7 protein-coding genes are annotated in these 26,454 nt (G+C 63.0%); 1 reads left to right on the forward strand and 6 read right to left on the reverse strand.

All coding sequences use genetic code 11. The annotated features are described in order from the left end of the window. Nucleotides 1-664: methyl-accepting chemotaxis protein (locus ALO80_RS25465; protein ID WP_174518975.1), on the reverse strand; the 664-nt coding region annotated here is incomplete at its 3' end. A 364-nt stretch (nt 665-1,028) separates the two neighbouring features. On the opposite strand from ALO80_RS25465, the gene ALO80_RS25470 reads away from it, so the two are divergent. Then, nucleotides 1,029-1,544, forward strand: coding sequence for a GNAT family N-acetyltransferase (locus tag ALO80_RS25470; RefSeq protein ID WP_055010980.1), 516 nt, complete (start codon nt 1,029-1,031; stop codon nt 1,542-1,544). Between the two features lie 41 nt (nt 1,545-1,585). Here the strand turns inward: ALO80_RS25470 and ALO80_RS25475 are convergent, their stop codons facing one another. From ALO80_RS25475 to ALO80_RS25495, 5 genes are all read right to left on the reverse strand, one after another. Next, nucleotides 1,586-2,455: a TauD/TfdA dioxygenase family protein gene (locus ALO80_RS25475; RefSeq protein ID WP_055010981.1), complete on the reverse strand. Its 870-nt coding sequence runs from the start codon at nt 2,453-2,455 to the stop codon at nt 1,586-1,588. A 94-nt stretch (nt 2,456-2,549) separates the two neighbouring features. Continuing rightward, nucleotides 2,550-11,711 carry a non-ribosomal peptide synthetase gene (locus ALO80_RS25480; RefSeq protein WP_083493412.1) on the reverse strand — a complete coding sequence of 3,054 codons (9,162 nt, stop codon included), beginning with the start codon at nt 11,709-11,711 and terminating at the stop codon, nt 2,550-2,552. Further along, on the reverse strand, nt 11,708-15,820 hold the full coding sequence (locus ALO80_RS25485; RefSeq protein ID WP_055010983.1) for a non-ribosomal peptide synthetase: 4,113 nt from the start codon (nt 15,818-15,820) through the stop codon (nt 11,708-11,710). The genes ALO80_RS25480 and ALO80_RS25485 overlap by 4 nt, the downstream gene beginning before the upstream one ends. Then, nucleotides 15,817-24,837, reverse strand: coding sequence for a non-ribosomal peptide synthetase (locus ALO80_RS25490; RefSeq protein WP_055010984.1), 9,021 nt, complete (start codon nt 24,835-24,837; stop codon nt 15,817-15,819). The genes ALO80_RS25485 and ALO80_RS25490 overlap by 4 nt, the downstream gene beginning before the upstream one ends. 650 nt (nt 24,838-25,487) lie before the next feature. Further along, nucleotides 25,488-26,210, reverse strand: coding sequence for a haloacid dehalogenase type II (locus ALO80_RS25495; RefSeq protein ID WP_055010985.1), 723 nt, complete (start codon nt 26,208-26,210; stop codon nt 25,488-25,490). Nucleotides 26,211-26,454: the final 244 nt, after the last annotated feature.

Below are 26,454 nucleotides of genomic sequence, written 5' to 3' on the forward strand. Positions count from 1 at the left end.
GCAACTGGCTGCGCGCAGCCGCTACCTGGGCGATCAGTGCGTCGGCAGCGTTGTAGGTGGCCTGACGGTTATCGGCGGTCGGGATACTTAGATAACGGCGAAACACCAGGCGGAAGTTGGTCATGCCATTGCGCAGGTCGCCGGCAATCTTGACCTGTTTGATGCCGGTTTCATCCGGAGCCCGCAACGTGTCGTCGATGGTCTTTTGCAGCAGGTTTTCGAACGTGGCACTGACATCGTCCGAGACCTTGATCAAGGGTTTCAAGGCGTCATCGACTTTCTGGTTGATGCTGACCAGCTGATCGAAGGTCTGCTTCAGGCCGCCCACCTGTTCCTTGATGTCACGCAGCCTGGTGAGGTTGCTCGACACCACGAACACTTGCAGACCTTCATCGACACTGCGGCTCAACGTATCCAGAGCACTGGCGTAGGTCTGTATCCCGGCAGGGCTTGGGCCTGTGGCATAGGCTTGTGCGGCGATCCGGGCATTCAGGACATCCGCCTTGATTTCAGACACCTTGCCGCTTTTGCCAAGGCGCTCGATCAACAGGTTGGTGCTGGAGTAACCGATGGCGGTGACGGTCAGTACGCCCAGCAAAATAGCGGCAAAGCCCAGCCCCAGTTTTTTGCTGACTTTCAAGTTGTCCAACCATTTCGCGCTCATTCAGTGTGTGCCTTTGATTTTTCGGGATGCCCGTGAATCGGCGCTGAAAGGTTTAACTTGATAGACAGCGTGATTGGAATAACTGATGGGTCGATAGAGCAGACCGTGTACCCCTTGAATTACGGGGCAAGGAGCAATGATTAAGATTTATTTAACTGATCAGGACAGTCGTGTTTCGGATGACTGGCAAGGTAGCCTGCCCGGAATGCCATTTACGCGTCACCGATGTGCTGAAGGACGAAACCGAGCCTTGCCACGCAGCGATTGCCTCGAGCGTGGCGATGAAATGCACACGCATCATTGATCATTGGCCGCATGCCGAGTACAAAACCCCGTGCCTTTTTGATCGTGCAAGGAGCAACGGATGCTGGAGTTGAACACCGAACGGCTGTACCTGCGGACCCTGGTCGACAGTGACTGGCCGCTGTTTCTGAGGCTGCACTCCGAACCTCAGACCATGCAGTACGTATTCGGAGAAATCGAAGAGGAGCAAATCCGCAAGGGCTTCGATCATCGCCTCCCGGTCTGGACGCCGCAGTCCGATCACTGGCTGTGCCTGGTGGTCATCGACAGGCACAGCCGCGTGGAGCTTGGGGTCAGCGGCTTTCGTATCCTGTCGCCTGGCCATGCCGAAGTGGGCTGTCTGCTGCTGCCGGAACATCAAGGCAAGGGCTTCGGCACAGAGTCACGCCGCGCAATCATCGACTACGCCGCCGACATCGGCCTTGAGTCACTGGAATCGACCGTGACCGACGGCAACATCGCCTCCTGCAAGGTTCTGGAAAAGTGCGGTTTCTCTTTCGAACGCCGAGTCCCGCACGCCTATCAGATCGGCGACCAATGGTTCGACGACCTGATATACCACCTGCACCTGAGGTGATGAGCCCCCGGCCCGGCGTTCGCCGTCAGGCTGCAAGCGGCTCAAGCCTTGGGCCGCCCTCCCAGAATCGTCACACGCTCACCATAGCGCGAGTGCGGAAAGTAATCCCAGACTGCGTGGTGCTGGGTGCAACGGTTATCCCAGAACACCAGCGTGTTCGGCTCCCAGCGCACGCGGCAACTGAGACAGGGCTCTCGTGCGATCAGCTCGAACAGCATGTTCAGCACCGTGCGGCTCTCTCCTGCGGACAGTTGCACGATATGGGAGGTGAACCCGGAATTGACAAACAGGCTGCGGCGTCCCGTTTCAGGGTGGCGCACCACCACCGGGTGCTCGCTTTTCGGAAGGTTGGCAGGCGGCTGATAGCCTTTCCACGGGATCTCGCCATCGTGAATGGCCGTCAGTTCGCCGAGAAACCGTTGCATTGCCGGCGAGAGCATTTCAATTGCCAGGTGCATGTTGGCAAACAGCGTATCGCCACCGGTTCCGCTGGCGGGCGTCTCTTTGACATACAGCATCGAGCCCATCGACGGTTCCGGGTCAGCGGTGCCATCGGTGTGCCACAGCTCGCCGGCGGCGAAGCGCGACTGGGCGTTGGCGCGAACCACGACCAGCTCCGGGTCATCGCCATCGATACTGTCTACCGGCAAGGCGCGTAACGGACCGAACAGGCGGCCAAAGGCTTTGTGCTGTTCGACGGTCAGATGCTGGTCGCGAAACACCAGGACATGATTTTCCAGGAACGCCCGGCGGATTTCCTCCAGTTGCTCTTCGCCAGGCGGCTGCGACAGGTCCACACCGCTGACTTCTGCACCAATGATGGGTGTCAGGCGATTAACAGTAATGCTGTGATAGGGCGCACGAGGTGTGCCTGCGATACCTTCGATGGCTTTGAGTGCCAGTTGATCCATGATCCCTCACCTTTGAATTGTCGGCATGGCCGATCACCATGCCCGTGATTCGTTTACGCGGTCAGCCCGCCCGAAAAGTCTGCTGCCCACACGTTCAACCTTCTGCCGACAACAGGTCAGCGTTGATCATCTCGGCAATCACCTTAGCCCAGGGCGCAGTGACGATGCCGTAATGATCGGTGTCCAGTGGCTGCCAGCCCGACCGTTTCGGCAACAGCCCTTGCCAGGCCTGCTGCAGATCCGTCATCCGCCAGGCGCTGCCCATGCCGTAAGGGTTGGGATGCGTGGCAATGAACAGCCGCGCGCGGGTGCACGGCAGTGACAAGGGTCGATGATCGACCATGCTGGCCATGTTGTTCCGGCAGCAGACGATCAGGCTTTGCAGATAACGCGGCGTGTCTTCTGTAGCTGCGGTGGCGCTGTCCGGCAAGTCTGTGCGGCGTGCAGAAAACTCACGCTGGAAAACCTGCTGGATATGCGCTTCGTCGATCTTCGCCAGCTCTGTGCCAGCATCCGGCGCGGGCGGGTCGATCAGGTATAGCAACGGCTGCTCGCAGTCGTCTGCCAGCAGACTGCACATCGCCTGCGCCACCCACGCGCCGAATGACCAGCCAGCCAGTCGCCAGGCTGAACCTGACGGGCAATGGGCCTGCAACGCCTTGAGATACAGCTGCGCCCGTTCAGCCACACTGATGTGCGGCAGCTCAGGCAGGCGCAATGCCGGATCGGCGATCACCCACACCCCGAGATCAGGGTGCAGCGCCGAGGCCAGCTCGCGGTATGCCTGCACATCGCCACCCACCGGGTGAATCAGATACAGTCGTTCGCGGCCTGCCCCCGCATGCCACTGGTCGATCCGTACTGCGTCAGCCCAGTGCTCGTCGACTGCCGCCGCTCCTTCCCCTGCTGCCTGCTGCACCAGCGTCAGCACCTCGCGCAGGCTGACCCTGTGGCTGAACTGTGACAGCTGGAAGACCACGCCTGTCGCGGCCTGCAGTTCATCGATCAGGTCCAGCAGGGTCAGGGAGTCGGCACCCAGTTCGTAGAACGAGTCATCCTCCTCCAGGGCGCTCACGCCAAGCCACTTGCACAGACAGCCGTGCAGACGCTCACGCAGACCGGTTTCTGCCGCAAAGGCCGGCGCGGCTTCAACCAGCGTCGAGTCACTGCCGCCATGTCGCGCCGGGTAGAACTGACGTGCAGTGTTCAGTTCGGTCGTCGAGATCAGTAATTGCGGCAGTTGAGCCGTCAGGGCTGCATCGAATACCCGGCAGCCCTCCTGCGCCGACATGCCGACTGCCAGGTGCCGCTGATGCGCTTCATCACCGATGCCAGCGGTAGCGGCCATGCCGATATCGCGCCAGATGTCCCAGTTGATGCCCAGACGCACGCAGCCATTTTCGGCGTTCGGGCGGTAATGGGTGAAACCATCGAGCACTGCACTGGCGGCGGCGTAGTCCAGATGTCCGGCACCGCCGAACAGTGCCGACATCGACGAGCAGTACAGCACGAAGCCCGGTTTCATCTGTTCGATCAAGGCTTCGACCGCCAGCATGCCGCGGGTCTTGCTTGCCATCGCTTCGGACAGTACCCGGGCATCGCGCTGACGGATCAGGCTGCCCGCTCCGGTCCCCGCAGCGTGAATCACACCGTCGAACTGCCCGTAACGCTCGCGCAGTTGCTCAAGCACTCCGGGCCAGCGCGCCAGATCGGCGATGTCCGCCTGGACGCTGTCGATGCGCGAGGCATGAGCGTGCAGGCTTTGCGCAATCTCACTGCGGCGCGACAGCAACACCACCCGCCGCTGGCTTGATTGCAGCAAGTGCTCACACAAGGTACGCCCTATACCACCTGTGCCGCCGAGTACCAGAAACGTGCCGTTTGCCGGTAGCAGATTCGAAACGGCCGCAGGCTCCGCAAGCGGACTGGCCTGCAGCTGTGGTTGCCAAAGATAGTCGTCACGGATGGCCATACGCCGTGGCAGTGACGTTGGGTCGGCGAGCAGTGCCGCCACTTGCCGAGCCTGGGTGTCCAACCGCGCCGCAGGGAGATCCAGCCAGTGACAGCGTATCGGGTACTCCTGCGGGGCTACTTCGGTGATACCGGCCAGTGCCGCCAGTTCCGGGCGCAAGACCGTGCCATTTACCGGGCATGCCTGCCAGGACAGCAGCCAGAGCCGCAAAGCTGTCTTGTGCTCGCTCGCCCCCCAGGCTTGCAACAGCGCGCTGACCGTGTCCAGACAGGCCCACTGCGCGGCTGCCAGGCTTTGCTCGCCGACTACCCCGCTTACCGACAGCGGCAAGGCATGCAGCCAGTCCAGTTCGGTTGCAGTGTGTCCATTGTGTTCAAGCGTTGCGATCAGTCGGCTGAACGCCAGCGGGTCCAGTGGATCCAGCTCATAACGGTTCGGGCCAAGCTGCTGATAGCCGTTGCCAGCCTGTACCTCGATAACCTGCCGGTAAACGCTTTGAAAGCTGCCAAGCACTGCAGTCTCCATGCGCTCGTGGGCGCACACCACAAGCACGCCACGAAGCTCGCCATTCGTTTGCGTGCCCAGACGACGTACCCGCTGCCATTGACGCTGGTAAAACCAGTCGGCTATCGGCTGGCGGTCAGCGGTGTGCGGCGATGGCTCGACATGGGCGGATGGCTTGAAGCGGAAAGTCTGCAGATCGAATGCCGAGGGTGGCAAGTTCCACGGTGGCGGTGCCGAACGAGTCGGCGCGTCGATACTGGCTCCCGCATACCAGGCCTCCAGCAATGCTTGCGGTGAATGCTCACTGGCGTTCAGGCGTGCATCCGTGATCGTCACCTGTTTGATCGCCGAGGGTTGCAGGCGCAACGCCTGACCCGGCTGACAAATCATCGCGAAGCGCCAGCGCAGTGCACGTCGACCGCTTTGCAGGTAACGTAGCAGCGCCGTCTGCTGCTCGGGAAAGGTGTTGAGCCATGCTTCTATCGCCCTTACGTCGTGTTCCAGTGCTGTGCGGCTGTGCGCGGACAGCAACAGGCACGGCGGGCAATCCTCTGCCATCTCTGCCTGCGGTGGCGGCGCGCCGACAATCACATGCGCGTTGGTGCCACCGATGCCGAAACTGCTGACCCCGGCCAGACGTCGACGGCCCTCGGGCCACGGTCGTGAGGCACCGGGAATGTAGAACGGTGAATGCTGCAGATCGACTTGCGGATTGATCCGGGTAAAACCGAGGTTGGGCGGGATCACCCCGTGAAACACCGCAAGCGCTGCACGAATCAGCCCGACCACACCCGCCGCCGCGCCCAGATGGCCGATCTGGCTTTTCACTGACGCCAGTGCGCAACTGGCGGCAGGTGCGGCACCGAAGGCCTTGCTCAACGCGGCCACTTCGATCGGGTCGCCCAGCAACGTGCCGGTCCCATGAGCCTCGACATAACCGATGTCGGCGCCCGTGACGCCGGCCTTGTGCAAGGCCTCGCTGATGACTGCGCTCTGCCCCGCCACCGACGGCGCGGTGTAGCTCATTTTGGCTCGACCGTCGTTGTTCAGCGCCGAAGCCTCGACCAGCGCGTAGATCCGGTCGCCATCGGCCTGGGCGCGAGCCAGCGGTTTAAGCACCACCACCCCATAACCACTGGCACCGATGGTCCCGCTGGCGTCGTCACTGAACGGCCGGCATAGCCCGTCGCGAGAGAAAATGTGTTGCGGGCGGTAACGGTAGCCATCGGTCAGGGTCGGGTCGATCAGCACCCCGGCGGCCAGCATCACGTCACTGTCGCCCTGGAGCAGCATCGCCGCCGCGAGGTGCACGGCAATCAGCGAGCTGCCACACGCCGCCTGAACGCTCAAGGCCGGACCGTCGAGGTCCAGGTGGTAAGCCGCCTTGGTGGCCAGAAAATCCTTGTCGTGGTGCAGCGCCATCTGAAAACCGTCCGGCAGATCGGCCTCGGCCGTTTCGCGCAGCATTTGCTGGAAGTACGTGGTTTCGCCACAGCTGGCGATCAGACCGATGCGCGGGCCATCGGCTGTTGGCGTGATCGCAGCATGTTGCAAGGCCTGCACGCAGCCCATCAACAGGTGGCGCTGTTGCGGGTCCATCAAGCGTGCTTCCTGAAGGCTGATGCCGAAATAATCGGGATCGAAATCCAGCAGGCCCGCCAGTTGACTGCGAGCGCCGACCAATCCATCGGCGGCATCAAACAGCTCGATGCCCAGCTCGTTTCCTTGAACCATCGCCCAGAAGTCGGCGAGATTGCTGGCTCCCGCCACGTTCACCGACATGCCGATGATTGCCATCGGCTGCTCGCCGGCTTCAGGCGCGCGCATAGGGGCCACGGGAGCGGATGGCGAGGCTGCAAGGTGCTGCGCAAGAAGGCGCACGGTGACATGTTCGAACAGCGCTGCCATCGCCACCGGTTGCGGCAGTTCCTGGTTATAACGGGCATGCAGGCGCATCAGGCCGAGGCTGGTGGCTCCGGCCTCGAAGAAGGTCTGATCGGGTTCGATGTCGCGACCTATAACTGCAACGAACAACTCGCTCAATTGCTGTTCGAGCGCACTTAGTGCTGGCACAGAAAGCGCCGTGCGGGGCCGTTGCAGCACTTCGCCCAGCGCGCTCAGCGCCTTTCGGTCGATCTTGCCGCTGGGCGTCCGCGGCCAGTCCTCGATGCATCGATACTCGTCGATTCGCACATGTGCAGGCAGGTGCAGCATGACCTGCCGATCAAGCTGAGGCACATCGGGCCGCGTACCTTCGGTATGCAGCCAGGCAACCAGGCGTGGCGGCTCGCCCTGCATGGCCACCACGGCATTGATGACCTGCGCGACCTGCATCAGTGCGGCTTCGATCTGCCCCAGCTCAAGACGCTGGCCACTGACCTTGATCTGCTGATCATCGCGGCCAAGGTAGTGCAGGCAGGCATCGACACCCATCTGTGCCAGGTCGCCGGTGCGATAGAACAGGGTTTTGCCCTCGGGCTGCGGCAATTCGACAAAACGCTCGGCATTCAGTGTCGGGTCAGCGAGGTAGCAGCGCGAAATCATCGGCCCGGCCACCAGCAGATAACCCTGGCTGCCGCTCGGCACCGGGCGGTCGTATTCATCCACCAGCAGCAGGCGCGCGTTGTTCACCGCCAGCCCGATGGGCGCTCGCAGCGGCCAGTCCTGAACCTCTTCGGGCAAACGCCAGGCGCTGACCACGTGGGTTTCAGTCGGGCCGTAATGGTTGAACAGACGCGCCTGCGGCATGCCGCCAAACCAGCTGCGCAGTGCCTCGGTGCACAGCAGTTGTTCGCCTGCCGTGATCACTTCGCGCAGTGCCTGGGGGTAAACGCCCTGGCTGACGGCGGTCTGCGCCAGATGCTGCAAGGCCACGCACGGCAGGAACAGCCGTTCGATGCGCGTCTGCAGCAGGTAGTCCAGCAATGCCGGGGCATCCTGTCGCCAGAGCGGGTTGATCAGGTGATAGCAGCCGCCACCGCAGAGGGTGCTGAAAATCTCCTGAAACGACACATCGAACGACAGCATCGAGAACTGCAGAGTCACCGACCTGGCCGGCAAATGCCCTTCAGTGCGCTGCCAGTGCAACAGGTTGCACAGGGTCCGGTCCGGCACCTGAACCCCTTTCGGGATACCTGTCGAGCCGGACGTGAACAGCGTGTACAACGGTCGCTCACCGGCATGACGGCGACGTTCGAACGGCCGTGCCGCAGCGCTCAGGTCGACCCGATGACGAACCAGCCGGCCGGCACTCAACCGATCCAGCGCCGCTTCGGTTGCGCTGCTGTACAGCAGGCAACACGGCTGTGCCTGCTGCATGACCTGGTGCTGCACCGCCAGCGGATAGCCAGGGTCCAGCGGCACGGCCGTCAGGTTGAGTCTGGCCAGCGCCAGCAAGGCGACGATATGCTCGACCGACGCGTCGAGGTACAGCACCACTTGCAGCGCTGTGTCAGTGCGGTCCGGCAGCGGACATTGCTCGATCAGGATGGCCGCCAGCGTGTCAGCCAGCGCGTCCAGTTTGGCATAGCTCACACACTGCCGATCAGCGACCAGTGCCGGGGCGTCCGGTGTGCAACTCACCTGATGCTCGAACCAGTCGGCCAGGGTGCCGAACGGAGCCTCATCGCTGCCACCCTGACTGGCAGGCGGCAGGCTGAAACGGTAGGGCGTGAGCAGATCGTCGAGGAGGGCCGAGGGTTTTTCCAGGAGCAGATCAAGGCCCTGTTGAAACACCTGCTGGGCGGCGACCATTTGCCCGCCATCGAAGTAGCTGCACTGGTATTCCCACCAGCATTCCAGTTGTGCACCGGCATCGACGACCGACAAGGTCAGCGGGCATTTGGCCTGCACGGTTTCACTCAACTCCAGCGTGGCTCGCAAGCCGGTCTTCGCAAGCCGGGCATAGTCGGTGTTTTCCAGCACGAACATGAAATCGAACAGCGCACTGCCGGACGACAACCGCAGGTCCTCAACCAAATCAGCCAGCGCAACGTCCTGCAAGGCAAGTACCTCCCGCACCGTGGCGGTCTGATGGTGCATCTGCCGGTCGAGCGCCATGCGATCGTCGAACGCCGTCGGGATCAGCACGGTGTTGGCGAACATCCCGATCGCGTCTTCGAATTCGGTCAGCGGGCGGTTGGAGACCGGGCTGGCAATTCGCGGCCGTTCACAACCGGTCAGCGCATACACGCTCCAGGCATAGACGCTGAACAACACTTCATAGCGGGTGACGCGTTGCTGACTGCAAAACCGATCCAGCGCAGCACTGCGCGCGACGCCCAGCGGCTGGCGGTACAGCCGTGCCTGCAGGCCAGGCTCACGGACCGGCACCAGCGGTGACGAACAGGCTTGCTGTCGGCGATGCAACGCGGCCAGGGCGCGGCGCTGGTCGCGATAGCGTGGGTCGACACGCCATTGCCGTTGCCAGAGCGCGAACTCCAGCGTACTCAGGCCGCTCAGAGGCTCGGCACTCGCCCGCCCGTGCAGCGCATCGTCGTAGAGCTGCACCAGATCGTCGAACAACAGGTTCATCGACCAGCCATCGACGACGATGTGGTGCAGGTTCATCAGCAAGCGACAGCTGCCATCGGCAAACGGTAACAGCCAGGCCTGACACAGGGCTGATGTCGCCAGATCGAAAGGTGTATCGAATACCAGCGCCGCGAAGCTGCGCCAGGTCTGTTCACTGAACGCGCCCACATCGAACGTCCGGCACAGCGTATCGCGGTCGCAGATCTGCTGATGCAGCCCGTCGGTTGCGGACACGAATGCGCTGCGTAACCCGCTGTGGCGGGCCAGCAGCCGCTGCACGGCTTCGGCCAGCGCAGGCAGTTGAATGCCTGCCGCCAGATGCAGGATGAGCGGCACGTTGTAGGCCGTTGCCTGCGGCGTACGTTGCTGCATCAACCACAGGCGACTTTGCTCGGCAGTGGCTGGCGCACGCCCTGCCCTGTTGACCGGTGGCGCGGGCGGATAGGCAGACACAACGCCCTGCTCATCGCTCAGGCGCTCGGCCAGTACGGCGAACGATTCGCTCAGCAAAGCGATCAGGGCAACCTCCCGCTGCCAGTGCGTGCGGATTGCCGAACGCAGGCGCATGGCCTTCAGAGAGTCGCCACCACTGCCCAGCCAGTCGTCGTGGCCATTCAGTTCAGGTTGTGCGAGCAGTCTGCGGGCCTGGCTCAGCAGCCAGTCCAGCGCGGGTGAGTGCTGATCGTCATGCGGCGAGTCGGCGTCCGCTCGCCACGGCTTCAAGGGCCGGGCAAGCAGCGCACGCTGGTCGATCTTGCCGTTGGCCGTCAGCGGCAGGCGCTCCAGCGTAAACAACTGATGCGGGCGCATCCACACGGCTAAATGTTCGCGCAGATGCTGGTCAAGGTCGCGATAGCCCAGCCCCTCGCGTGGCACGATGAACGCCAGCAACTGGTGGTCTTCGGCAGCCTGCCTGCGGGTACAGACATGCACCTGCGCCACCTGCGGATGCTCCAGAATGCGCTGCTCGACCTCGCCCGGCTCGATGCGAAAACCCCGTACCTTTACCTGGCGGTCAATCCGGCCCAGGTACTCGATCAACCCCTCGGCATTGACCCGTGCCTGATCGCCGGTTCGGTAATGCAGCGCTTCCCCGCCGTCGGATACCGGCAGGCGTACGAAACTGTGTGCGGTTTCGGTAGAGCGGTTGCGGTAACCCCGTGCGACCCCGCTGCCACTCAGATAAAGCTCGCCCGCTTCGCCGGGAGCAACCGGACGCTGTTGCGGGTCGAGCACGCGCACGCCCGTATCCGGCAAAGGCTGGCCAATCGGCACCGCGTCACCGACAAAGTCCCGGGCAATGGGATGGCACAGCGCGAAGGTGGTGCATTCCGTGGGGCCGTAGACGTTGAATATCCGGCAGCGGCTATCGGGATTGGCCTGATACCAGGCACGGACCGCAGCGGCACTGACCTGCTCGCCGCCGATCAGCACCTGACGCAGGCTGGCAAAACAGTCAGGGGTATCTGCACTCAGCGTGTTGAACAGTGAAACGGTCATGAACAGGCTGTCGACCTGCTGCGTTTCCAGCACGGTTGCCAGCCGTCGTGCGTCCTGCAGGTCGGCATCCGCGATGATGATGCAGCAGCCGCCATTGAGCAGCGGTGCCCACAGCTCGAAATTACAGGCATCGAACGCCGGGTTGGACAGGCAGGCGAAACGGTCGCCTTCGCGAATGTCGATGTAGCGGTCGGTGTGGGCCAGACGCAACAGGCCGCGCTCGCCAACTTCCACAGCTTTGGGTGTGCCGGTGGTGCCCGAGGTGTAGAACAGGAAACTCAGCTCGGCGAAGTCCTCGGGCACAGGCTGTGGCGGCTGATCAGGGTAATCCAACAGAGTCTCGACGCTGGCGTGCCAGCCCCGTTGCGTCGACACGGCAGAAGAATCTTCGCCCAGGGTGACGAGCCCGACACAGCCTGCATCGTCCAGCATCAGCGCGCGACGCCGGGCCGGGCTGGCGCGATCCAGCGGCACCACGACTGCCCCCACTTTCAACGCTGCGATGATTGTGGCGACCCATTGCCAGCCACGCGGCATGCACAAAGCCACCGGATCGCCGCGGCCTGTGCCTTGTGCCAGCAGACCCTTGGCGATGCGCTCGCTGGTGCCGGCCAATTGCTCGTAGGTCAGCCGTACGTGCTGGTCGATCACTGCCAGCGCGTGGGGATTGCGTGCGACCTGCCCGGCAAAGCCTGACAGCAGGGTCGTGGGGTGCCGGGCATTATTTTCCTGGTGCCTGCTCATCATTGCGCCTCCTGCGTATCGAAACGTTGCAGCTCTTGCCTGAGCGTCTGTGAGACCCGGTGCACCTCGGCACTTTCCAGCATGTCCCAATGGCCGCCGTGCACCAGCCGGGCCCGATAGCCATTGCCCGCACGGCGACGCCAGAACCTGCGCAGCTCATGCAACTGCGTGCGGCTGAAACCTTCGCGCGCCTGAATCAGCACGATGCGCCCGGCTTGCGGCTCACATTCGTAAGCAGCCATGGCCAGACGGTTGTGGTTATAGAGGTGGAAGTAACGCTCGACCTGCGCGTCTTCGATGCCGGGGTACATGCCGTTGAAGCGCACCAGTTTGTCGCGAAACTCAGCCATGTCCACGGTGCCGATCTGTTGCCGGAACCCCGGATCATCCGAGCCCTGGGTATCGAGCAGCACCACCGTGACCTGACGATTGCCGGCAGCCGTCAGGCGCCGGGCCATTTCGTAAGCCACCAGGCCGCCGAACGACAGCCCGGTGAGTATCAACGGTTGCGAGGTCAGTGACGCGATGCGCCGCAGATAGGCGTCGGCCATGGCCTCGACGGTTGGCTCGGTGCTCTCTCCGGGATTCAAGCCCGGTGATTGCACCCCGTACACCCCGATTGTTTCCGGCAGCTCCTTGGCCAGCGACAGGTAGCAGAACGCAGTGCCGCCCGCCGGGTGAATGCACACGACATTGCGCTGCCCGGCACCGCGCCGGAATTCGATCAGATTGCCCTGCGCCGCGGTCAGGCTGGCCCCGGTGCGCAGCCAGCCGCCCAGCGCCTCGATGGTCGGCTGGCCGATGATCACCCGCACCGGCACCTCGACACTGAACGCCCGGCCAATCTCGTAAGCCATCTTGATTGCCGCAATCGACGTCCCGCCGACATTGAAGAAGTTGTCACGGATGCCGATTTGCGGCACCAGCAGCAGGTCTTTCCAGATTTGATACAGCGTCAGTTCGATATGGTCTCTGGGGCTGCCGATATTGACCTGCCGATCGACCAGGTCCTGATCGGCCAGCGCCGCAAGCGCCACACGGTCGACCTTGCCATTGACCGTCAACGGCAAGGCGTCCAGCCACAGATAAGCGCTGGGCATCACCGCGCTGGACAGCGTCGTCGCCAGGTGCGCACGCAGCGCCGCTTCATCACGGGCGCTGTCGGTCACGCAGCACGCCACCAGGCGCTGGTTCTGCGCGGTATCGCCGACGATCAGCGCCACACTGGCGCGAATGCCGGTAAACAGGTCGAGCCGCGCTTCGATTTCACTCAACTCCAGACGGATGCCGCGCAGCTTGACCTGAAAGTCATTGCGACCGAGAAACTCCAGTTGACCGTCTGCGCGATAACGCGCCAGATCGCCGCTGCGATACAGGCGGTCACCAGCAACGAACGGGTTGTCGATAAAGCGCTCGGCAGTGAGCGCGGCCAGGCCCAGATAACCCCGCGCAACGCCGAAGCCGCCAATGTGCAGTTGACCGGTCACACCCGCCGGGACTGGCGCGTCGCGCTCGTCGAGCACGTAAAAACGCGTGTTGGCAATGGGGTGGCCGATGGGCAATCGACGTGTCGGCACCTCGGCACCGGGGTCCAGCGTCCAGACGCTGCTGATCACCGTGGTTTCGGTCGGACCGTAGACGTTGTGCAGGCGCGCATGCGGCAGCCGTTCCTGAAAGAGTCTGGCCAGGGCTGGCGACAATTCGCCGCCGCCGCTGAACACATCCATCAGGGTGTGACAGGCGCTGACCTCTTCGACTTCCAGAAACAGTTGCAACATGGCTGGCACGAATACCATCGCGGTGACACGTTGCTCACGCACCACCCGGGCCAGATAACCGGGTTCGAAATGCCCGCCGGGACGCGCAATGACCAATCGGCCGCCGGTCAGCAACGGCCAGAATATCTCCCAGGCCGAAGCGTCGAAACCGAACGGAATCTTGTGCAGCATGTTTCCCGATTCGCCACAGAACTGCTGACACCACAGCAGCAGGTTGCTCAGCCCGCGATGCGTGACCATTGCGCCTTTGGGCAGACCGGTAGTGCCGGAGGTGTAAAGCACATAAGCCAGATGGTCGGCGTTCACTCCGACGCGCTGCGGATGCGGATTGTCCGACGAACATTCGGCCCACAGCACCGCGTCGGCCTGTATGTCGATAATCGGCACTTCGCAGGCCGCACCGTGCAGCGCCTGACGCAGTATTTCGCGGGTCGGCCCCAAGGCAAGCAGCACCGCCGGGGACGTGTCATCAAGAATATGGCGCAGGCGTCCCGACGGGTAATCCGGGTCCAGCGGCACGTAGGCACCGCCAGCCTTGAGCACCGCCAGCAAGGCCACTGGCAGTTCCAGAGAGCGTTCGATACAGACCGCCACGCGCACATCCGGGCCGACGCCGAGGCTGCGCAAGTGCTGCGCCAGGCGGTTGGCCTGGCTGTTGAGCTGGCCGTAGCTCAGCGACTGGCCTTCGAAAATCACTGCGCATTCGTCCCGGCGACGCGTGACCTGAGTCTCGATCAAACGATGCACGCAATCGACAGGCTGGGGCAGCGCCGCCGGACGGTTCCACTTGTCGAGAATCTGTTCGCGTTCCGCAGCGGTGATCAGCGTGAGTGCGCCGACCGGCTGCTTGGGGTCCAGCGCAACCTGCTCGAGCAACTGCCGATAATGCCCGCTCAGGCGCTCGATGCTGGCCCGCTCAAACAGATCGGTGTTGTACTCCACCAGCAGGTTGAGCAGACCGTCGCGCTCGACCCATTCGAAAGCCAGATCGAACTTCGCCGTAGCGCTGCCGGTGCCGTACGGCGTCATGCTCAACGCCGGCATGTGCGCAGGAGTGCCGGGGGTGTTCTGCAACACCATCATCACTTGAAACAACGGCGAATAACCGCTATCGCGCGGCGGGTTGACGGCCTCTACCACCCGGTCGAACGGCACGTCCTGATGGGCGTGAACATCCAGCAGGGTGGCGCGTACCTCACGCAACAGTTCGGCAAAGGTCTGCTGCGGATCGAGGCGCTGACGAATGACCTGGGTGTTGACGAAATGGCCGATCAGCGGCTCGATCTCGGGACGGCTGCGGTTGGCGAACGGCGTGCCGATGCACAGGCCCCGCTGACCGCTATGACGCCACAGCAATACCGACAGCGCGCCGATCAGCACGTTGAACAGTGTGCCCTGGGTGTGTCTCGCCAAGGCATTGAGCGCGCGCAAGGTGCTGCCGTCGACCGTCGAGCTGAACGTGGCCCCGGCGTAGCGCTGCACACTCGGGCGTGGTCGGTCGGTCGGCAGAGTGAGCAGCGGTGGCGCGTCGGCCAGCGTGCGCTGCCAGAAAGCCAGCTGCCCGGCCAGCGCCTCGCCGCCCAGACGCTGTTGCTGCCAACAGGCGTAATCGGCGTACTGCACCGCAAGCGGCGGCAGACTGGATGCCTGACCGCGCAGAAAATCGCCATACAAGGCTGCAGTTTCATGAGCGATCACGCCCATCGACCAGCCATCGGCAATGATGTGGTGCACGCTGTACAGCCAGAGGTACTGCTCATCGGCCAGGCGCAGCAGCGAGGCACGCAACAATGGGCCGCTGGCAAGATCGAATGGCGCTTTGGCCTCGTGATCGACAGCCGTTCTGACCTGCGCTTCTCGCGCCTCCGGCGCCAGGCTGCGCAGGTCGACGACCGGCATCACCCGCGCCATCGCCGGGTGCACGATCTGCCGTGGCTCGCCGTCTACGCTGGCGAATGTGGTGCGCAATATCTCATGACGCGTGATCAAGGCGTTCAGCGCCTTCTCCAGCACGGGCACCTCCAGCGTGCCCGTCAAGACGACCGCCGTGGGCACGTTATAGAACGCATTGCCCGGCTCCATCTGATCGAGAAACCAGAGCTGGCGTTGCGAAAAAGACAGCGGCAACGACATTTGCCCGGCGGCCCGGCGAGGTATCGCCGCCGGGTCCGTGCCGCTCAGCAAGGCAATCAGCTCTGCCTTGTGCTGCTTGAGCGCCTGCAACATCTCGTCATTCAGAAACCCGCGCGGTGCCTTGCAGCGCAGTTTGTCACCGTCCACTTCCAGCACCACGGCATGGCGACCGAACAGCTCCAGCAATTGATAGGCGTTCATATCTCTATCTCCTCCATGTCGCTGGCTTCGTCCGGTTGATCCGCAGCAGAGGCGAACGCCTCGACCTGCCTGTGGCGTTGTTCGGCGGCGGTGCGCAGGCCGCCCACCATCGAGTAGATCAATTGATGATTCGCTCCCAGGTCGAACAGCGACGACAACTGCTGCTCCTCGATTGAACCCATTCCACACAGGCCAAGGCCCTGCTCGACCGCCGTCATGGTCAGCAATTGCGCCATGCCGCCGGCTTCGATGTGGCAGAAGTCGCGACTGCGCTCGCCATACAACGGTCGGATCGCTGCCATGTCGGCGACGAAGAACAGCGAAAACGCAGCGTTTTCATACACGGGGCGATTGACGAAATAATCGTAGGTGTCGGGGTCCAGCACATCACTGGCGAGACGCAGCAGGCGATGCCGAATCGGATCGTAGTAATAAGCCCCCGCCGCAACGCCGGCCACCCGCTGCGGTTTGACGTACAGGTAGCTCTGGATCGGGTACAGACCGCCCGCAGACGGAAACTGGTATTTGACCTCGCCGTCCAGTTGCCCTTGCGCCAGGCTGGCCAACAGCCCGGCAAATGCCTGGGCGGGAATCGGCCGGGCAGCAAACTGGCGTACCGAGCGATAATCACTGAACCGTCGGGCCAGAGCCGGATCATCCGGCCGCGCAAGGTCCAGCGTCGGAACGTGCGGATCGAACGCCCGGCGCCCACGCTGATCGGCCTTGAAGCGGGCGCGCTGCTGCGGATCTTCAATCACCTGTTCGGGCGCAAACGTGCGTTGCCGGACGCTGTCGATCACGCTGCCGTCGGCAAGACTCTGGCGGTACATGCCGAGCAGATTGAACAGGGTTGGCTGCGCCAGCAACTGCGCGACATTGGGGCGGAAACGCAGCTCGCCGGACAGCGCATTGCTGATCCTGACGATGTCGATCGAGGTTGCGCCCAGGTTCAGCAGATTGGCGTCGGCAGCAATCGAAGGCCGCTTGAGCACGCCCTGCACAATCGTCACCAGTTGTTGCTCCTGTGGCCCCTCGACTTCAAGCGCAGGACCGGATTCCAGAGCCTGCGACGGTTCGGGCAGGCGTTTCTTGTCGACTTTGCCGTTGGACGACAACGGCCACTCCTGCACGAAGGTGAACGAGGACGGCACCATGTAGGCGGGCAGTTTGTCTGCCAGGTACTGATTGAAATCACTGGCCTGCAACGCCGGATCGGCCTTGAGTACGTAGCCTGCAAGCCGTTTCTCGCCCAGCGCTTCGCCGAGCACGCGGACCACGGCGCTTTGCACTCCGGGATGGCGATTGAGCGCAGCTTCGATCTCGCCCAGCTCGATACGATGCCCCTGAACCTTGACCTGGGTATCTTCCCGACCAAGAAACTCGATATTGCCGTCGGGCAACCAACGCCCCAGGTCGCCAGTGCGGTACAGACGCTCGCCCGTCAACGGGTGAGCAAAGAAACTGCCGGCACTCAGGGTTTCATCGCGCCAATAGCCTTTGGCCAGACCGATACCGCCGATGTACAACTGACCGGCCACCCACGTCGGGCGAACCTGCAATGCGTCATCCAGAACGTAAAAACGCTGGTGATCCAGTGCCTTGCCATAGGGAATACTGCGCCAGGCGGGATCGACCTGTTGCAGCGGATACTGAATCGACCAGATGGACGCCTCGGTTGCCCCGCCAAGACTGATCAATTGCAGCGTTGGCTGTAGCGCCCAGGCGCGTTCGGGCAGCGTCAACGCAATCCAGTCGCCGGACAGCATCGCCACCCGCAGGCTCGACGGCAACGCGCGACGCTCGCTTTCGGCATGCTCCAGCAACATGCCGAACAAAGCGGGCACCGAATTCCACAGGCTGATCCGGTGCTGCTCGATCAGCGCCAGCCAGTGCGCAGGGTCAAGTGCCTGCTGCGGGTCGAGCATCACCACCGCAGCGCCTGCTGCCAGGGTGCCGAAGAAGTCGTAGACCGACAGGTCGAAACTCAGCGACGAAATCGCCAGCACCCGGTCCACCGCGCCGACGGCAAAGCGCCGGTTGATGTCCAGCAATGTGTTGACCGCACCGCGATGATCGATGACCACGCCCTTGGGCATGCCGGTCGAGCCGGAGGTGTAGATCACGTAGGCCAGGTCGTCTGGCGTGAGGCGCACAGCGTGCAGTTCGGGCTGATCGACACTGACCGGTTCGGTTACGCTGATCACGCTGACTTGCGCAGGCCACTCGATGCGTTGCAGCACTGCTGGCTGAGTCAGGGCCAGGCTCGCTTCAGCACGTTGCAGAATGTGCTCCAGACGCTCCGTCGGCAGCGCCGGATCGAGCGGCAGGTAGGCACCGCCTGCATAGTGAATCGCCAGCGTCGCCACGACCTGTTCCCAACCGCGCTCCATGACGACCGCGACCAGTTTATTGGGCACCACTCCCCTGCTCTGCAGCAGCGCCGCCAGTTGTCGTGCTTCGGCCCGCAGCTGTCGATAACTCAGCTGGCGCTGCACTCCGATCACGGCCGGTGCATCCGGGGTGGCAAGCGCCTGACGGTCAAACAGCTCGTGAATCAGCGCTGAATCGACAGGGCTGACATCGGGTACCGGCAATCGCGCCAGCGGTATCAGGTGCACCGTGCCGGCGCTCCAGGCAGCCGGTTCAAGCAAACGGTCCAGCAGCGCGTTGTAGGCGTCGAACATCTGCTTGATCATGCCCGCCGGAAACAGTTCGTCAATGCTGTCCCAGTTGAACAGCAGGCGCCCTTCAAGCTCCAGCAACGTGTGGTCCAGCCACACCTGCGGGGTCTGAGTGATGCTGTGCATGTGCTCGGCACCCAGGGCGTCGGCCAGATTGAATTCGGCCAGTTCCGGCGCAGCCTCCGACAGGGTGCTGTTGAAGACAATCGGCATGGCGGTCTGCTGCACGCCACGCGCCTGAGACAGTTCGCGCAGCACCCTGACCCCGCTGACCACGGAATGATCGATGTCTTGCCAAAGCCGTGCCTGCACGGCACGCGCCTTGTCGGTGAAGCTTGCGGCCGCATCAAGGCTGACTTCCAGCAGGATCAGCGAGGTGAAGTCGCCGATGATCTCATCGACATCCGGGTGCAAGGGCATGCGGTTGAACAGCGGCAGGCTCAAGGTGAAACGCGGCTGCCGACTCCACAGCGCCAGCACTTCACTGAACGCCGTCAGCAGCATCACCGACGGCGTCACCGCAAACTGTCTGGCGAGCTCCTTGAGCCGCGACCACTGCAGCGCCGACAGTTCGCGGTCGCGGCGGGTAAAGTGCGGCTGGCTGATGCTTTCCGGCTGGCACACCAGCGGCAGATCCGGTGCGGGTGCCAGCGTGGCCACCTTTTCGCGCCAGTAGCCCAGCGCCTGCTCGTAGCGGCGGTCGCTGCGCAAGCGGTGTTCGGCCAGCACGTAGTCGCGAAAGGTCAGACCCGGCTCAGGAAGATTCAATTGCGGGTCGGCATAAAACGCCATCAGTTCGCGAGCCAGAATCTGCGTGCTTGCAGCGTCCACGATCAGCGCGTCGAGGCTGATATGCAGATGGCAGATGCCGCCATCGAGCAACGACAGACTGAACTCGAACAACGGCCAGCGACTGGCGTCCAGCACCTGATGGGACTGACGTTCGCGAGTGACTTGCAAGCCCTGCTGCGCAGCATCGACGGACAGGCCGCGCAGATCGCTGCGTGGCATGTGATAAGTCGGCACACTCTCGAGGATCTGCTGCGTGCCGTCGCTGAGGAACACCACGCGCAGCATGTCATGACGCTGGATCATGCGGTTCAGCGCCCGTTCGAAACGTGGCACATCCAGGTCGGGAATGCGCAGCTCTTCGTAGCCGTGGGCGCTGACACCGCCGAGGCTGACTGAAGATTCGCGACCAAACCAGTACGCCTGCTGAATATCGGTCAACGGAAAGGGCGCGTAACGTGCGTCGCGATCAGCTTCGATCGGGGTAAACGACGTTTCCCCCGGATGATCTTCGCCACGCCCGAGCCGTACCTGCTCTGCCAGATCCATCAGCACCGGGGTCTTGAACAGGCTGCTCAGGGACAGCTGCGCGCCCATGCGCTGGTTGATCATGTAGATCATCCGCGTGGCCAGCAGCGAATGCCCGCCCAGGTCGAAAAAGTTGTCGTGGAGGCCGACCTGCCCGGACTTGAGCACCTCGCCCCAGATCCGCACCATCTGCCGCTCGGTCTCGTCACGCGGGGCCACGTAAGTGCCTGAGCTCTGGCGCTCGGGCGCAGGCAGCGCCTGACGGTCAAGCTTGCCATTGCGGGTCAGTGGCAACTGCACCAGTGACACCCAGGACGTCGGGATCATGTGTTCCGGCAGGTGGCGGTGCAGCGCGGCACGCAGGGTGTCGGCAGTTGCAGGCCCCACCACATAGGCCACCAGACGCTTGTCGCCCGCCACATCCTCGCGCAGCAGCACGACCGCTTCCTGCACGCCGGGCTGTTGCTGCAGAAGGCTGTCGATCTCACCGAGTTCAACGCGAAAACCGCGCAGCTTGACCTGCTGGTCGATCCTGCCCAGGTAGTGCACGTTGCCGTCAGCGTGCAACCGCGCCAAGTCACCGCTGCGGTACATGCGCGCACCAGGTTGCGGGTCGAACGGATCCGGCAGGAAGCGTTCGGCGCTCAGGTCCGGACGATTCAGGTAACCACGGGCCAGGCAGGTGCCGGCGATGTACAGCTCCCCCGCCACGCCGACGGGCACCGGATTCAAGTCGCCGTCCAGCACGTACAGCCGCGCATGGGCGATGGGCCGGCCAATGGGCGGCGCATCCGGCCACTGGCCAGCTTCTTCGCAGTTCAGGCTGAACTGGCTGACCACGTGGGTTTCGGTCGGACCGTACTGATTGTGCAGTCGCGCGCCGCCAAGGCCGCAGACAAAGGCACGCAGTTCGTCATTGATGAGCAGCGCCTCGCCAGCGGTGATGATTTCGCAGCCACCCGCTGGAATCGGCGCGCCGGTCTCGGTCAGGCCAGCCAGTTGCTGGAGCACTGCAAACGGCAGAAACGCCCGCTGTACGCCTTCGGCCACCAGCGTCGGGCGCAACGCAGCAAGGTCCTTGCGAGCGGTTTCGCTCATCAGCACCAGGCTGCCGCCCTGACACAAGGTGCTGCAGATTTCCTGAAACGAAACGTCGAAATTCAACGAGGCAAATTGCAGCACGCGTTGCGACACAGGCGTTTGCTGCAGTTGCCAGGCAATCAGGTTGTCCAGCGCCGCACGGCTGTGTGCCACACCCTTGGGCCGTCCGGTGGAGCCGGAGGTGTAGAGCACGTAGGCCAGATTGCCGGGGCTGACGCAAACCTGCGGATTGGAATCGGAACACTGCGCCCACTGCTGCGCATCCACGTCCAGACAACAGACCGACAGTGTGTCGCGCAACGGCGGCAGACCTGCGCGCAGCGAGGCCTGAGTCAGCAGCAAAGACGGTGCTGCATCACCCAGCATGAATGCCAGACGCTCGGCCGGATAGGCGGGGTCGAACGGTACATAAGCGGCACCGGCCTTGAGAATGGCCAGCAGGCCGATGACCATCTGCGGCGAACGCTCCAGGCACAGCCCCACGCGCTGCTCGGGTTTCACGCCTTGCCGGATCAGATGATGGGCCAGTCGATTGGCCGACCGATTGAGCTCGGCATAGGTCAGCGTTTGCCCATCGGCAAGCACTGCCTCGGCACCGGGCACGCGTTGAGCGACGTCCTCGAAACGCGTTACACAATCGGGCAGCCCCGAGGTGTTGCCTTCAGTGCGGTTCCAGTCATGGACGATTTGGCGAAGCTGCTCGGCGTTGAGCAGGTCGAGCGTCGCAAGCGGCTGTTCGCTGTCCTCGACCATCTGCGTGAGGATGCGGCGCAGGTATTCGCCCATCTGCACCACGGTCTCCGGCTCGAACAGCCCGGACGCGTATTCCAAGCCGCCTACGATTTGCCCGTCACGCTCGCTGAGGGCCAGTTGCAGGTCGAATTTGGCCACTGGCTGGACGCTTTGCAGCACGCTGACGTCGAGCCCGGACAACTCCAGATCGGAATCCTGATGCTGCTCCCAGGCGAACAGCACCTGAAACACCGGGCTGTAAGCCAGACTGCGCGGCGGGTTAAGCAACTCCACCACTTGATCGAAGGGCAAATCCTGATGTTCCTGAGCCGCAAGCGCGACATTGCGCGCCTGTTGCAGCCAGCTTGCCACTGTCGGGCTGCCGGTGCGGGTCATGCGCAAGGCCAGGGTGTTGACGAAGAACCCGATCAACCCTTCCAGCTCCTGCTGGCTGCGGTTCGCCGAGGGCACACCGATGACCACATCGTCCTGCCCCGACAGGCGCATCAGCAGCAGCGACCAGGCCGCCAGCAGGTTCATGAACAACGTAGTGCCCTGCTGCGTAGCCAACACTCGGAGCCGTGCCGTCAGCGCACGGTCAAAGATCAGCGGCACGAAGCCGCCGCGGTAATCCTGGGCCGCCGGACGTTTGTGATCGGTGGGCAACGCCAGCAGTAGCGGTGCTCCGCTCAGGGTTTCACGCCAGTAGTGCCGCTGCGCATCCAGCACTTCGCCGGACAGCCACTGGCGTTGCCAGACCGCGTAGTCCACGTACTGGATAGGCAGGGGCGGCAGTGGATTGGCATGTTTGTGCAATGCCGCTTCGTACAACAATCCCAGTTCACGTGTCAGCACGCCCATCGACCAGCCATCGGAGACAATGTGGTGCTGGGTCAGCAACAACACGTGATCGTCGTCGGCCAGCCTGACCAGGCTGACGCGCATCAACGGCCCCACCGCCAGATCGAACGGCTTGCTGCCCTCTGTGTCGATCAATGCCAGCAGACGCGCCTGGGCATCGCGCTCGCCGCGCAGGTCGATGACTGGCAACGGAATGAACGCTCCCGTCGCCACGCGCTGCCGCCCCTCGCCCTCGATCGCGAAAAACGTGGTGCGCAGCGCTTCGTGGCGGGCCACCAGTTGATTGAAACTGAGTTCCAGCGCGGCCACTTGCAACGGCCCGCGCAGGCGCAGGTTCAGGGGCATGTGGTAGGCCGCATTGCCGCCTTCCATCTGCGCCAGAAACCACAGGCGCTGCTGGGCCGACGACAGCGTGTGTGCCCCGCTACGCGCTACAGCCGTGATTGGTGGGCGTGGGTTGCCCTGCCGAGTGGAGCTCAGTCGTTCGGCGAACTGCTGCAGCACAGGGGCGGTAAACAGGGCTGAGGGTGACACGTCCAGATGCAATGTCTGCCGGACCTTGGCCAGCACGCGCATCACCAGCAGCGAGTGGCCGCCGAGCGCAAAAAAGTGATCCTGGCGACCGACCCGCTCGACGCCCAGCACCTCGGCCCAGATGGCCGAGAGGGCCATTTCTTTCTCGCCTTGCGCAGCTTCGAAGACGTGCCGATCGAATGCGTCATCCCCAGGCTCAGGCAATGCGATGCGGTCCAGCTTGCCATTGGCGGTCAGCGGCAGCGCGTCCATGCGCACGAACGCAGCAGGAATCATGTAGTCCGGCAGGCTGAGCTGCAGATGCTGGCGCAGGCCTTTAGGCGTCAACGCTGCGCCGGTCTGTTCGCGAAAGTAGGCAATCAGCCTGGGCACGCCCGCGCCGTCCTCGCGCAGCACCACCACGTTGTCACGAACACCGGCAACCTCGGCCAGACGCGCCTCGATTTCACCGAGTTCCAGGCGCAGGCCGCGCAGCTTGGCCTGCGAGTCGTTGCGCCCGAGGAACTCCAGATGGCCGTCGGCCCGACAGCGGGCCAGATCGCCAGTACGGTACAACCGCTCACCGGCCACGAACGGGCTGTCGATGAAGCGCTCGCGGGTCAATTCCGGCAAATTCAGGTAGCCACGCGCAACCCCAGCGCCGCCAATGTGCAGTTCGCCGGTCACGCCTTGGGCAACCCTGTCGCCAGCGGCGTCGAGCAGGTAAATCCGCGTATTGGCCAACGCCCGCCCGATGGGCAGCACCGCGTCGACATGGCTGTCGGCCTCGAACTCGAAGCAGGTGCTGTCGATGCTCGCTTCGGTGACACCGTAAGCCTGGACGATCTGTACAGGCTCGCCACACAACCGGCGCAGCTGGCGCGCGCTGTGGGCTGTCCAGATGTCCGATCCGCAGACCACTGTGCTCATGAACGACAGATCGCGCCCCGTTTCCTGCACCCAGACCAGTAGCGGATTGAGCACGGCCGGTACGAAGTCGGCAAAATCGATGCGTGCCTCGCTCAACAAGCGATACAGCGCCGGTGGGTCCATCAGCGTATCGCGCGGGCACAGAACGAGCGTGCCGCCAAACCCCAGCGCACGGATCAGATCGGCGCTGAACACATCGAAGGAAAACCCGGCCATCTGCAGGTGGTTGAGGGGCTTGCGCAGCGCGTATAGCTGCTCCCATGCCGCACTCACCGCAATCAGCCCGCGATGCTCGACCATCACCCCCTTGGGTGTTCCGGTGGAGCCCGAGGTGTAGATGACGTAAGCCAGATGGCGTGACGTCAGCCCGACCGCATGCGGGTCCGGATTGTGCACTGATTGCGCTGCCCAGAGCGGGGTGTCGGCCAGATCCAGCAGGGTTGGCGCAACCTCGACGCCGTGCAGAGCGGCCAACAGTGCCGCACGCGCCGGAGCATGGCTCAACAGCACACGTGGCGCACTGTCCGCCAGCATGTGTGCCAGGCGGGCTTTCGGGTACGCGGGGTCCAGCGGAACGTAAGCGCCGCCCGCCTTGAGCACTGCAAGCACGCCGACCAGCATGTCCAGCGAGCGCTCCAGGCACACGCCGACGCGCACATCCGGCCCGACGCCGAGGCTGCGCAGGTAATGGGCCAGACGATTGGCCTGAATATTGAGCGTCGCATAGTCAAGCGCGTCCTCTTCGAATCGAGCAGCGATGGTGCCGGGATTACGCTGCACCTGCGCTTCGAAAAGGCCATGTACACACTGGTTTTCGTCAAAGAAGTGCGCTGTATCAGGATGAGCGAAGCCCGTCCCGCGCGAGGAAGATTTGTCGACCATCAGGAACCACCGTCCGTGAGCAGATTATTTTTATGAACGGACGGAAGCGCAGAGCCTCCCGCCCTTCAAGCACAGCATGAGAGATGCCGGATGAACCTTGACACTCAGGGGGCGGCGCGCGCTCTTGCGCTCACGTCATGGCCAGACATGGAAGCGCTCGGGGGGATCGCAGGGAAATGACGGGCGAACGCGGCAAGGCGCGACTCGCATACAGAGAGGGGGTTGGCTGGCTCGTTGACGAGACTGATCGCTCTGCCCCTGAAGCTGGCGTTTGCATACCGCGTGACCAATTGAAACCTCATCTTCCGTTTGAGGGTCAACGACGGGGAACGGCCTGCGCCGGGGTGTCAGCGCCAGGGTGGACCCGATCGGCTGTGACTGCGGGGTTTGTAGACCCGTGACAATCATTGACGCTGGGTTTTTGGCCCTGAGCGCCCCGGATAATAACCATGAATTTCGGCGGTGAGGCAAACAAAAAGTTACAAACCCCGAAAGTGTCCGTCAAACGGCACTGCGCTGGAGGCGATGGACGTGTTTAAAAAATCGGCACAGGGTTAAGACTTTTCCCGGCTGATGCAGTCGCTTATCACACGCTCATGGCTAGGATATACGACCGCCATCTACATCTCCCCGCCATTACCGGCTCGGGCTCAGCAGCCGAGCGCTTCTGCCGCGTCGGTCAGGGAATCGACGATCAGGTCCCAGTCCTGTTCGGCGTCAAGGTCAGAGGTCTGCCCTGGCCCATGCTCGGATGGGCGTCGAACGAACACGGTCTTGAAGCCACTGGCGCGGGCGGCAGCCAGGTCGGAATTATGCGCAGCCACCATGGCGATGGCTTCCGGAGCAAGGCCCACGGCCTTCGCGGACTTCAGATAGGTCTGGGGCATCGGTTTGTACGTGCCTGCGATTTCCGCGCCGACGATGACGTCCCATGGAAGCCCGCCGAACCTGGCCAGGTTGAGCATTCCGGCGATGTGCCCGTTGGAAAGCGTGCCGATCGAAAACCTGCGCTTGAGCCGAGCCAGACCGGCAACGGAATCAGGCCATGGATCCAGTCGTTCCCAGGCTTTATTGAACTCGACGAGCTCGGCGTCAGGGATAGCGCCGAAATCCACCTCGTGCCGGGCCAGCAGTGTTTCCAGGCTCTCGCGGTTAAGCACGTCGAGTGTCACAAAAGGACGTTCACCCGAGCGCACCCGCTGCATGGAAGGTTGATAGAGCCCGCGCCACTGATCGGCAAAATCGAGGGGGTCAACGTTCACGCGATGGCGTTGCAGAAAGGGGGCGGCGGCCCGTGCGACACCCTTTCGCCAGTCGACGACGGTGCCGAATACATCGAACCCGAGAAAACCTGTCTGTTCAAATCCGGTCATATCGCAGCTCCCGAAATGTGTATCGTCGTTTATAGTTCTACAAAAGTAGAACTATAAACACAGCCCTACAGAGAAAGTCACTGAAGACGCAGTCGCGCGGAAGATAGTCGTTCCGGGCAGACATTGCCCGCATTGAAGAGGTAATGAGCGGTATCGAAACGGTCGGCGACCGGCCAATCACCGATGAATGGAGAGTTCATGAACTACGTGAAGCTTGGAAACACAGGTCTGGATATTTCCAGAC

The sequence above is a fragment of the Pseudomonas caricapapayae genome (genome assembly GCF_001400735.1).
Lineage (GTDB): Bacteria > Pseudomonadota > Gammaproteobacteria > Pseudomonadales > Pseudomonadaceae > Aquipseudomonas > Aquipseudomonas caricapapayae.